This is a genomic window from Psychromonas arctica (assembly GCF_038155225.1).
GTDB classification, from domain to species: Bacteria; Pseudomonadota; Gammaproteobacteria; order Enterobacterales; family Psychromonadaceae; genus Psychromonas; species Psychromonas arctica_B.
Genome location: NZ_JBAKBA010000001.1, coordinates 126,328 through 137,303, shown reverse-complemented (window position 1 = coordinate 137,303; position 10,976 = coordinate 126,328). Strand labels below are relative to the sequence as shown.

Sequence of the window (10,976 nt, the reverse complement as noted above, 5' to 3'; positions counted from 1 at the left end):
AAAAGGTTAAGGAACAAGATGAATATTCATACTATTGCTACACATCTGAATAAGTTAGCAGACGATACCGAAACGGGCTTTAACTTTGACTGCACACCGATTGACGGTGAGATAGATGTACTACAGGTGGAAATTATTGGTCGAGAAGAGATACCGATTTTTGTTTCTATTAGTGATAACCAAATTTTATGTATTGCCTATTTATGGGGCGAAGATGAAATCAAATCAGAACTAAAAGCAAATATGATGGAAGCGATGTTAGAAATGAACATCCCAATGCCATTATCAGCTTTTGCTAAAGTCGAAGACAAATACGTTGTTTTTGGCGCCCTATCAATCAACTCGAGCCTTGAAGATATTGAGCTTGAACTAGTCACTCTAAGCGATAACAGCCTTGAAGTGATCAGTGAAATGGATAGTTACTTAAATTAATTCGGAGTTTACAATGAGCATATTTAAAAAAATTATTACTGCAGTACGTGGTGGTGCAACAGAAGCTGGTGAAGCGATTGTAGATGCCAATTCAACAAGAATTTTCGAACAAGAAATTCGTGATTCAGAAAAACACATTACTATTGCAAAACGTGACTTAACAGAAGTGATGGCGAAGCAAATGCAAGCGGCACGCGAGTTAGCACAATTACAAGCAAGTATTAAAGAGCACGAAGGCTATGCAATGCAAGCCCTAAACCAGAGCAATGAAGCATTAGCTATTGAAGTTGCTGAAAAAATTGCTGAATTAGAAACAACAGCGGCTGAACAACAACAAGCAAATGAAAGCTTCTTAAAGAGTGCAGATCGCTTAAAAGAACTAATCAAGAAAAGTGAACGTCAATTAACTGAATATAAACGTCAGTTAACCATGGTAAAAACAACTGAAAGCGTTCAAAAAGCAACGTCTGCAATAACAGATAACTTTACTGCAAGTAACTCTAAGTTATTAAATGCAAAAGATTCTCTTGAGCGTATTAAGAAAAAACAAGCAATGTTTGATGATAAGCTAAAAGCGGCTGAACAATTAGAATCTGAAACACCAGAGCAAACATTAAAAAACAAATTACAAGAAGCGGGCATTGGTGAGCAACAAAACAGTGCACAATCAGTATTAGACCGTTTAAAAAATAAATAATCTATCTTCACTGTAATGAAAACACGACCAGCGAATGCTCGTCGTGTTTTTTACGTTAATGACTATAATTTTTTTGTGTTAATAACTATAAATAGTCGCCTGCAATAATTACGATACAGTCATATTCATTAAAATATGTTATTTTTCTACCTAATATTTCTATGTAGTATTAACTCAAGTAGTTAATACGGTTAGTTTAAGGATCTCTATGCGCTTTTTAAAATCGTTATTTAATAAAAAACCTGCCGTACCTACTCGTGTTTTAAATGAACCTAAGCAATTGTTAAACGGTGACATATTCTGCTTTGGTGATAGTTTTGCGTTACCTGAAGCAATGCGTAAGCAACAATTACAAGTTAATGACATCACAACCATTGAATTCAGTCATGAGCATCACATACAACTTATTAGTCAAGGTGCAAATGAAAAACTGGTTTATGTCAGCTTCCCTAAAAACCCTAAAAATCTTATTAAATGTAGTTTGTTATTAAGTCGTGCTGACGTTGAAACCTTGTTTAATTTAGATGATTTTTCAGAAATTTTTGAAGCACCAGGAAAAGCACGTTTAGCACCATTAACTGAACAGCATAGTTATGGTGATATGTTAGCAACGGAATATATTCAACAAGATTTTGAAACATCAGGCTATATCCATCAAGCAGATTATAGAGATAGCAAGCCACCAGAATTTACCGATCAGGAACATGGACGTGAGTTTCAATACTTCTCATTAGAAGGTAATAAGGGTTTACGTTTAATAGAAATATTTATTTTTGAAAATGGTGATACCGATGTTTATTTATCTAGCTTACGCCCAGCTAGTGACATTGCGGAATTATGGATAAAAGGAGAGTAATAATGCCCAATGGTGAATTACCTAAAAAATGGCAGCAATCAGCAAAAGTAGTCAAAGCAGTACAAATTGCTTTTGATATGGATAGTAAGCTGCAATATAGCATTCGCCGTAGTGCATTAGATGAAGGCATCAGCCCTTCTGAAAAGATTCGAGACTTATTAGAACTACCGACACATAAAAAACCTAAGCGCCCTCGTTTGACCGTTAGTTTGAGCACTAATGATTATATTCAGCTTGGTCTCCGTTATAATATTGCGGCAGAAAACCAACTTGATATTAAAAAGTGTGTCATTGAAGAGCTCACTAAGTTTGCAACTTATAGTGAATACTTTGAAGAAGAGTAATATAAAAACCACACTCGAAAATATCTTGGTTAATATTTACTTATCAGAATAAAAAGCACTGTAAAACAGTGCTTTTTATTCTATTTTAGTACGTATGACTTTAACAACTTACCACTATGATGCCTTAGTTAGTTGCGCAGAATAACCAAGAATTTCTTCCGTCATTTCTGTTACTTCTTGTAATACTACCACTGAGCCTTCAACGGTTTCTTTTACTTGCACTAAATTGCTATTGATTTCATCTGCGACTGTCGCCTGCTCTTTTGAAGCTGAAGCAATTTGGTAGTTAAGGTCTGAAATATGATTAACTTTACCTACAATATCAGACAATTTAATACCTGCTTTAGTCACTTCCGTTACACCAATTTCAGCTTCTTTAACACTACTGTCCATTAAACCTACTGCTTGTTGTGCGCTTTTTTGTAATAGTTCGATCATTGCTTGAATTTCAACAGTGGCATCTTGAGTACGTTTAGCAAGGTTTCTTACTTCATCGGCAACCACTGCAAAACCACGTCCAGCTTCACCAGCTCGAGCAGCTTCTATTGCTGCATTTAATGCTAATAAATTAGTTTGATCGGAAATACTACGAATAGTATCAACGACACTACCAATGCTTTCGACTTTTATTTCTACATTATTTACTGCTGTCGCTGAGTCATCAATATTTCTTGATAGTGCATTAATTGACGAGATAGTTGCATCAACGGCATTACGCCCTTCTTCCGCTACATTTGTAGCTTCCAAAGTAGAAACTGAAGCACTTTCCGCATTCCCCTCTACTTCTTTAACAGCAGCAGTCATTTCGTTCATTGCTGTTGCTAAAGAGCCGATTTGATCAAATTCTTCTGCGATTGATTCATTAATGATTTCCATGCAAGTACTAAATTGCTCTATTATTTCATGAAGCTTAGCCATAGTACTCGCATTCTGTTCAGTTTGATTTTTTGCGTTTGCAGCTTCCTGAACAGCACATAAATACAACTCAGAAAATGCACCTTTTAATTGTTCTGGTTTAGATGTGTGAGGTTCTTCAATATACAGTTTTAAGATTAAAACTTGTTTTTGATGACAATAATGCTGCCAAATAACAGCCAAGCTTAATAAGGCAATTAGAATAAATACTGGGGTTAAGTTAAAAGGCAAAAGTTGATTAAGTAATAATGTAAATACCGCTCCAATAATAAAGAAAATAAAACCTTTCCCTAAAGCAGAAGTGTTCACTAATTTTTGTTCTAAACCGTTTAGTTGTATTTTCGCCATAAATTCACTCGCAAGAAAAGGTAAGTAAGATAAGAAGTTACTTACCTTATCGGCACAGTGAAAGAAAACATTAATGATAATGTGCTTAAATATACCTATTTAAGGTTAAATGTAGAGAATTTGTGATCTATTGCTCCCTCTACATTTTTTTGCTTTTAATTAAATGCTTTATTTTGTCCTGCTTTATAAAAATACGAGTTAACTGTCTGAAGCAAGCCAATACATTTCATTAGCTATAGCGCGTTGTTTGGATTGCTCAATAGCGCTTAATAATGAAAATTGTTTACGCTTAACCCATTTAAAATATTCCGCCTGTACCACAATATCTTCTTCATCAACTGCTAACTCAGAAATAGCACCAAGCATAGAAAGCTCTTGGATACCTTGGTAAATATCTAACCATGGATAACAATACTCAGCGCTTTGTTCCGCATCGAATAAGTTGCCAAGACTAAATCCTGTCATTAAGTTTGCCGTTAATAACCCTTGATGTTGTAATAAATTATCCGTTGTTAATAATGGTTCAGAAGATAGAGCTGTTTTTAATTTAGACCAGCCCTCAGTTAATACCATATCTGAAAATGTCAGCAGCGATATTGAGTCCCCTTCAGTATCTGCTGTTTTTTCTAGTGCAATTAACCATTGCGTTAAACCTAAAACAAAATGGCAATAGCGTGAACTGTGCAATATATTAAAAATATCTTCTTCACTTGGAAGTGCTTGGTCAGCTAGACGTAAATCTTTTTTTAATTGTTTTAATCGAGGTAATTTACGAATGTAATAAGCTTTATTTTCTAATAATTTTCTAAAAACTAAACGCTCATCAATCCATGAAAAGCTTCTCGCTAGCCATTGTAGGTCTTCAACCCATGCACAACCTAAGAATGAAGTACCTGCTTCTCTAAAAAGATGAATATTTTGATGTAAAAACATAATACTTTTCTGTAGTTCAACTAAAGCATCAAAATCACCACTTTCAAGATAACAATGTTCATGATATTGAAGGTGTTTTAAACCATGTTGAAAATTAACAGAAAGTGCTTCACGCAAAACCATTTCAGGATTCAAAGCCGAAAAATCAATCCGTTTAACTAAGAAATTAGCACCTTCTGTGAGCATATAACCTCGCTGTGCTTTGCTCACATTACCTAAACGAACTTGCGGTAAAGAGGCAATATCTTGCGCTAAAATAAATAATTGAGCCTCATCTCCTTTCACTAATTCTAATTCTATTTCGCAAATTTCAGTCTCACCTTGATTGGCTATAATTTTTCCGCAATCATAAGCAACTTCAATTAACGTTCCCTCTTGCATTTCTAATAACCAATGTAAGCGTCTGAAATCTGTACTAAATAATGGTGCTATTTGTTCCTGTAATTCACTTAAGCTACAATCCTTAGGCCAAATTTTATTATTAAACCGTGTTAGCTCAGGCTCTAAACCTTCAATCGGTTCATTATATTCTGGACGCTGATGTAAGCCTCCGATAACACGACCAGATGTTTTAATCGTTTGAGTATATTGATCATCAATACGACGAACTCTTAACCCCATATCCATCATTCTTAGAGAGCGTAATGGTGTTTCAAAATAGACGTTGTACATCATTTGATCTTTATGAGAAATAACGGTGTGTTGGCTTATTTTATTCAGCAATTCATCGGCGAAGTGTGCGTTAAAAAAAAACTTAATTTCTATCTCTGTTTCCATAATATATACCGCAAATTACCCTTTATTTAATAGCCTAGATCAGTTTTAATCGTAAAATTTTCTCAATTATACTAAATTGATGTTCTATTGTGTGCAAAAGAAAGTTAACATGCGCCGCATATTAGATGTTCAACTGAACTAGAATGTGGTTACCAAACCATCAAAACCTAAGGTGAATCATGCCAGTTAATTCGATATTTGGAGTGTTTGCAAAATCTCCAATCAAACCGATCCAATTACACATGGACAAAGTAGCAGTATGTAGTGAATTGTTATTACCTTTCTTTGAAGCCAGTTCAAAAAATGACTGGGTCGAAGCAGAGAAAGTTCGTAAACAAATCTCTCAATATGAAAAACAAGCAGATGAACTTAAACGTGAATTGCGTTTAACGCTTCCAAAAGGTTTGTTTATGCCGATTGACCGAGCTGACTTATTAGAGCTTGTTAATCGCCAAGATAAAATTGCTAATACTGCGAAAGACATAGCTGGACGTATTTTTGGTCGTCAGCTACAAATACCGAGTGAAATTTTTGTTGATTTCATGGCATACGTGCAACGCAGTTTAGATGCTATTCAACAAGCAAAAAATGCAATTAATGAGTTAGATGAATTACTAGAAACAGGCTTTAAAGGCCGTGAAGTAGACATTGTAACCAAAATGATTGAAGTACTTGAAACGATTGAAGATGATACAGATTCATTACAAATCAAACTTCGTCGCAACTTATTAGCCATTGAAGATAATTACAAACCTGTAGATGTAATGTTTTTGTATAAAATTCTAGAGTGGGTAGGCAGTCTTGCAGATCATTCAGAATTAATCGGCACCCAGTTAGAACTTATTCTAGCTAGATCGTAGCTCTAAGGACTTAAAGATGGATATTTTAAATACATACGGCAGCATGTTAGTTATGTTTGCTGGCGCAGTAGGCTTTTTAATGGCTTGGGGTATTGGTGCAAACGATGTTGCCAATGCAATGGGGACCTCTGTTGGTTCAAAAGCACTAACGATCAAACAAGCTATTATCATCGCAATGATTTTTGAGTTTGCAGGTGCTTATTTAGCGGGTGGCGAAGTAACGTCAACAATACGTAAAGGCATTATTGATGCTTCCTATTTTGTCGATCAACCTGAGTTGCTTGTTTATGGTATGACGGCCGCATTATTAGCGGCTGGTTTATGGCTAATTATCGCTTCTTACTTTGGTTGGCCTGTTTCTACAACACACTCGATTGTAGGTGCTATTGTAGGCTTCTCAGCGGTGGGTGTTGGTGTTGACAGTGTTACATGGAGTAAAGTTGGAGGCATTATCGGCAGTTGGATAGTAACACCACTTATTTCCGGTATTATTGCTTACTTTATTTTCATGAGTTCGCAAAAGCTGATTTTTAATACCAAAGATCCCATTACTAATGCAAAACGCTATGTGCCTTTTTACATGTTTTTGGCCGGTTTCATATTATCTTTAGTGACGATTACTAAAGGTCTTAAGCACGTTGGATTACATTTTAGTACCATAGAAGCTATCATATTAGCGACTATAGTCGGTACTTCAATTGCGGTTATTGGCAAAGTATTTGTTAATCGAGTGAAAATTGATCCTAAAGCAGACAAACAAATGCATTTTGCTAATGTAGAAAAAATATTTGCTGTTTTAATGATTGTAACCGCTTGTGCTATGGCATTTGCACACGGTTCAAATGATGTTGCTAATGCAATCGGTCCATTAGCGGCGGTAGTAAGTATTGTTGAGCATAATGGACAAATTACAGCTAAAGCTGAACTAGCTTGGTGGATTTTGCCATTAGGTGGTATTGGTATCGTATTAGGTTTAGCGATATTCGGTAAACGTGTAATGGCAACTATTGGCCATGGCATTACCCATCTAACACCTAGCCGTGGTTTTGCAGCTGAATTAGCAGCCGCTTCTACGGTTGTAATTGCCTCTGGTACTGGATTACCTATTTCAACAACACAGACATTAGTTGGTGCGGTATTAGGGGTTGGTATGGCAAGAGGAATTGCAGCCTTGAACCTAGGTGTAGTGCGTAACATCGTCATTTCATGGGTCGTTACATTACCTATCGGTGCCGGTTTATCGATTATCTTCTTCTACATGTTAAAAAGTGTTTTTTCTTAAAAATTAATACTTCAAATCGAAAAAAGAGAGCTTAGGCTCTCTTTTTTGCTTTTACTGAGCATCAATAACTTTTAGAATGATTGCTCAATTTATTTGCTAAAAGGTCTTTCTTTTGAAATCAATCAAATTACTTTTACTGTGCTTCTTATTCCCCTTCAGTAGCTTTGCTGCAACACAATACGTAAGTGACGAACTATCTATCTACATGCATTCAGGCCCAAGTCTACAATATCGTATTATCGGTACGATCGAAGTAGGTACATCGGTTGATACTTTAAAATACAATGAGAAAACAAAGTTTATGCAAGTCAAAACCCCAACGGGTAGAATCGGTTGGGTAAAATCATCTGAGATTCAAAAACAACCACCAGCAAAATCATTGCTACCTGAAATACAAAAACAATTTCAAACAAGCCAAGATAAGCTCAACACTATCAATAGTGATAATGCAAAAGCAAATGCTGATAAAGAACAAGCTATTATTGATAAAGATAGCCTAATAGCACAACTTGATAGTGAAAAAAGAGCATTACGCGATACCATTGCAGATTTAAAAGAACGTAATATGGAATTAGATTTATTACAATCGACTAAAGATGAACGGATTAAAATGGAATGGTTAATGTACGGTGGTAGTGTTTTATTCTTTGGTATGTTGGTAGGCTTAATTTTACCGTTTTTACCTCGTCGCAAAAAACGTACTGACAACTGGTAAAGAGAAAGAAAGTTAATTAATATAAGTTACTTAAAATATAAATAACTTAAAAATAAAAACGCACGTTAGTGCGTTTTTTTATGGCTTCATTTTAAACTTTAGTTTTATCGTTTAATTTATATAGTTTAGTTAACCTCAGTTCTGGATAAGCAAAGCGATACAACACTGCTATTTCTGCGTTAAATTATCTTTCAATAACCCGTCATTGCTTCAATAATTCGCTTTGAACTACGTAAATGTAACTGCACTGTATAATAAAAATATAACCTTATGATTTTAAATGAAATTTCGTTTTTATTAACCAGTATTTAGGTTAGTTATATAATTTAATTGTATGGTTTAGTTTTCTAGCTTAATAAATACTTTAAAAAAACATCTAAAATAAAGCAATTAACCTTTCCAATCCTGCAGAGATTCTAACGTAAAGCTTTGTTTGCCAAGACGAAATATACTTTGATGGGGTAATATATCGACTAATTCTATTTCGCCAAGAGACTCACCAACACGTAAATCAACTCCATTAATACGTATCCAACGATCTTTAGCTTCACTTGAATAGACATGTGAGTCATAGCGCATCACAGGGACTCTATATTGAAAGCGAGCAGGCATTGATGCAATATCAGAAGTGACTAACTCTTCATCTTTATCGACATACTCAGTAAAAGTAGTATTACTCTCTTCTTCTACCGCTAACGCGAAGCGTTGTTGTAAATCATCAGGCACATCATCAAGAGAGATATGATTAGTATCTTGCTTACTAGAAATGGATCTTTTGGGAACAGAACCATCAATAATTAATTGATCTGATTCAGCATTTTTTGCTACTGAATTTTTCCCCGCATTGACATTCGCTTTTACCGCAGGTGTCCATTCCATTTCAGTCTTTTGCGATACAGTCGGTAAAGGTGCAGTATTAAAGTCGACCTCACTCACTAAGCTATCGTAATGTGGATTTTTCTGTTCGGGTGCTGCGTGTATTAGTTCCGCTACCGAAGGGATATATGGTATTGGTTTAGCTGCTTCAACCGTCGGTTTAAATAACAAAAACACCACTATAGTTAGCAATATAACAATCACTAACAACGCAGCTACCATCATTGACTTCCAAATAGTATCTGCTGACTTATCAACAATAACAGGTTGATTTTGTTCTTTATTTTTTTCTAATGCTTTTAGTATGGTGGACATAATGCCTCTACAATAATGAAGGTATTGTTGTATCTAACTGTTGTACTAAAGGCATTAATGTTTGTCGACCAACAATGCCATCCGCAACTAAATTATTATTATTTTGGAACTCAATCACTGTATTTTTCAATTTCCAATCAAAGCGACTTTTAGGGTTTTCAGATACCCCATACACTCGATTTAATTGTTTAGATAACCATAATACTCTATCGCCTTTTTCACCAAATTTTAATGGTTTAGTAATATCAAAAGGAACTTGCCATAATAGCGTTAATTCACCAGTCCAATACTCAGTTAACCATGAACGATCCACTTCTATCTTTTGTGTACCAATCAATAATTCATACTCTTTATTTACTTTATAAAGTACCGCATAAACAGAATCCTCATCACTCACGAGTTCGATAACAGCAGGGTAATTTAGTTGCTCTAGCTTTTGTAACGACGTGTTCTCTGAATAACATTGTAATGAGGCTGTATCGCCTTCTGCACAGCTTGCATTATCTAAACTAACTTCATAACCCCATACGGCATAAAGTGTTTTTAATGCATTTGAAAACTCGCCATTACTTAAATCAAGTTCAGGGTAATTATCAAACCAAGATAAGTTGTTAAAAGAAGTACTAATAGATCGAGGCTGTAAAGGCACAGTATGAGATAAATTAAATTCACTTATTGTTTCAATTGATTCTCTTGGCTGATTAAAATTATGAAATATTTTAGGAGCTTGTATAGCTGTGAACGCGGTTAAAACAACTAGCAGTAAAATTCGCCATCCCTGCTTAAACGATCTACCTTCATTTTTATCATTAAGACTTAAATCAATTTCTTTGACGGCTAAATCAATCATTTTAGCCGTCACTTTAGGTGAGTTTTGACTATATGCACAAAGCATACTGCGATCACAAATTAAATTAATTAATCTTGGTACACCACGACTATACTTAAATATACGTTTAAGTAATTTTGTTTCAAAAATAGGGGTAGTTGCACCTGCAACATTAAGTCTATGCTGAATATAAAACTCACTTTCTTGTAAAGTCAGTGGTAATAGATGGTAACGAGCGGTAATACGTTGAGCTAATTGACGTAATTGGTTTTCTTTGAGTTTTTGTTGTAACTCTGTTTGTCCAATTAAAATAACCTGTAATGGTTTTTTGTTGTTTGATTCTATATTAGTTAATAACCTTAATTGCTCAAGAACAGCGAAGCTAAGATGTTGAGCTTCATCGATCAAAACGATCGCATTACGTCCATTTTCAAAGTTGCCAATCATCCAACTACTGATTGCGTCAAATAAGGTTTTTAAGCTTGCTCTATCAACATCATAATCAATTTTTAATTGGTCACAAATAGTCGCTAACAATTCTACTTCTGTTTGAGCAGGATTTAATATGTAGGCAATATCCGTATCATCAGAAATATCTTTTAAGAGTGCACGGCATACAGTGGTTTTACCTGTTCCCACTTCACCAGTTAATAAAACAAAACCACCGTTACCTATCAAGCCATACATTAAATGCGCTAATGCTTCTTTATGGCGATCACTTAAAAATAAGAAATCAGGATCTGGAGAGATTGAAAATGGCTGTTCTTTCAAAGAAAAAAATTCTTGGTACATTATAA

The 10,976-nt window shown here is 35.0% G+C and carries 11 protein-coding genes; 7 read left to right on the top strand and 4 right to left on the bottom strand.

Annotated features, from left to right (window positions below; all coding sequences use genetic code 11):
* Nucleotides 1–18 precede the first annotated feature (18 nt).
* The 4 genes from V6255_RS00675 to V6255_RS00660 all read left to right on the top strand — a co-directional run bounded on the left by V6255_RS00675 (nucleotide 19) and on the right by V6255_RS00660 (nucleotide 2,329).
* Nucleotides 19–432: a YjfI family protein gene (locus V6255_RS00675; RefSeq protein WP_160064548.1), complete on the top strand. Its 414-nt coding sequence runs from the start codon at nucleotides 19–21 to the stop codon at nucleotides 430–432.
* A gap of 13 nt (nucleotides 433–445) precedes the next feature.
* Nucleotides 446–1,129 carry a PspA/IM30 family protein gene (locus V6255_RS00670; protein ID WP_160064550.1) on the top strand — a complete coding sequence of 228 codons (684 nt, stop codon included), beginning with the start codon at nucleotides 446–448 and terminating at the stop codon, nucleotides 1,127–1,129.
* Nucleotides 1,130–1,337: 208 nt separating this feature from the next.
* The gene (locus V6255_RS00665) at nucleotides 1,338–1,985 is read left to right on the top strand and encodes a hypothetical protein (RefSeq protein ID WP_341626408.1); all 648 of its coding nucleotides are present in this window, start codon (nucleotides 1,338–1,340) and stop codon (nucleotides 1,983–1,985) included.
* A gap of 2 nt (nucleotides 1,986–1,987) precedes the next feature.
* Complete coding sequence (locus tag V6255_RS00660) at nucleotides 1,988–2,329, top strand: hypothetical protein (protein ID WP_341626407.1); 342 nt, start codon at nucleotides 1,988–1,990, stop codon at nucleotides 2,327–2,329.
* Nucleotides 2,330–2,443: 114 nt separating this feature from the next.
* Here V6255_RS00660 and V6255_RS00655 read toward each other — a convergent pair whose 3' ends face one another.
* Together V6255_RS00655 and V6255_RS00650 are read right to left on the bottom strand one after the other, a co-directional pair.
* Nucleotides 2,444–3,592, bottom strand: a complete 1,149-nt coding sequence (locus tag V6255_RS00655) for a methyl-accepting chemotaxis protein (protein WP_341626406.1) — start codon at nucleotides 3,590–3,592, stop codon at nucleotides 2,444–2,446.
* Nucleotides 3,593–3,790: 198 nt separating this feature from the next.
* Nucleotides 3,791–5,302: a CYTH domain-containing protein gene (locus tag V6255_RS00650; RefSeq protein WP_341626405.1), complete on the bottom strand. Its 1,512-nt coding sequence runs from the start codon at nucleotides 5,300–5,302 to the stop codon at nucleotides 3,791–3,793.
* 179 nt (nucleotides 5,303–5,481) lie between these two features.
* Between V6255_RS00650 and V6255_RS00645 the strand changes: the two genes are divergently transcribed.
* From V6255_RS00645 to V6255_RS00635, 3 genes are all read left to right on the top strand, one after another.
* Entirely contained in the window at nucleotides 5,482–6,162 is a 681-nt protein-coding gene (locus V6255_RS00645) for a TIGR00153 family protein (RefSeq protein ID WP_025562551.1), read from the top strand.
* Between the two features lie 16 nt (nucleotides 6,163–6,178).
* On the top strand, nucleotides 6,179–7,444 hold the full coding sequence (locus V6255_RS00640) for an inorganic phosphate transporter (RefSeq protein WP_160064558.1): 1,266 nt from the start codon (nucleotides 6,179–6,181) through the stop codon (nucleotides 7,442–7,444).
* Nucleotides 7,445–7,556: 112 nt separating this feature from the next.
* Entirely contained in the window at nucleotides 7,557–8,159 is a 603-nt protein-coding gene (locus tag V6255_RS00635; RefSeq protein WP_160064560.1) for a TIGR04211 family SH3 domain-containing protein, read from the top strand.
* A gap of 390 nt (nucleotides 8,160–8,549) precedes the next feature.
* Here the strand turns inward: V6255_RS00635 and V6255_RS00630 are convergent, their stop codons facing one another.
* Together V6255_RS00630 and V6255_RS00625 are read right to left on the bottom strand one after the other, a co-directional pair.
* Nucleotides 8,550–9,350 carry a general secretion pathway protein GspB gene (locus tag V6255_RS00630; protein WP_341626404.1) on the bottom strand — a complete coding sequence of 267 codons (801 nt, stop codon included), beginning with the start codon at nucleotides 9,348–9,350 and terminating at the stop codon, nucleotides 8,550–8,552.
* A gap of 7 nt (nucleotides 9,351–9,357) precedes the next feature.
* Nucleotides 9,358–10,971 (bottom strand): AAA family ATPase, encoded by a 1,614-nt coding sequence (locus V6255_RS00625; protein WP_341626403.1) that lies wholly within the window; start codon nucleotides 10,969–10,971, stop codon nucleotides 9,358–9,360.
* Nucleotides 10,972–10,976 lie beyond the last annotated feature (5 nt).

Coding starts and splice junctions, on each gene's coding strand:
- V6255_RS00675 (WP_160064548.1), top strand. CDS start 19: ATGAATATTCATACTATTGCTACACATCTGAATAAGTTAGCAGACGAT.
- V6255_RS00640 (WP_160064558.1), top strand. CDS start 6,179: ATGGATATTTTAAATACATACGGCAGCATGTTAGTTATGTTTGCTGGC.
- V6255_RS00645 (WP_025562551.1), top strand. CDS start 5,482: ATGCCAGTTAATTCGATATTTGGAGTGTTTGCAAAATCTCCAATCAAA.
- V6255_RS00630 (WP_341626404.1), bottom strand. CDS start 9,350: ATGTCCACCATACTAAAAGCATTAGAAAAAAATAAAGAACAAAATCAA.
- V6255_RS00625 (WP_341626403.1), bottom strand. CDS start 10,971: ATGTACCAAGAATTTTTTTCTTTGAAAGAACAGCCATTTTCAATCTCT.
- V6255_RS00660 (WP_341626407.1), top strand. CDS start 1,988: ATGCCCAATGGTGAATTACCTAAAAAATGGCAGCAATCAGCAAAAGTA.
- V6255_RS00655 (WP_341626406.1), bottom strand. CDS start 3,592: ATGGCGAAAATACAACTAAACGGTTTAGAACAAAAATTAGTGAACACT.
- V6255_RS00650 (WP_341626405.1), bottom strand. CDS start 5,302: ATGGAAACAGAGATAGAAATTAAGTTTTTTTTTAACGCACACTTCGCC.
- V6255_RS00670 (WP_160064550.1), top strand. CDS start 446: ATGAGCATATTTAAAAAAATTATTACTGCAGTACGTGGTGGTGCAACA.
- V6255_RS00665 (WP_341626408.1), top strand. CDS start 1,338: ATGCGCTTTTTAAAATCGTTATTTAATAAAAAACCTGCCGTACCTACT.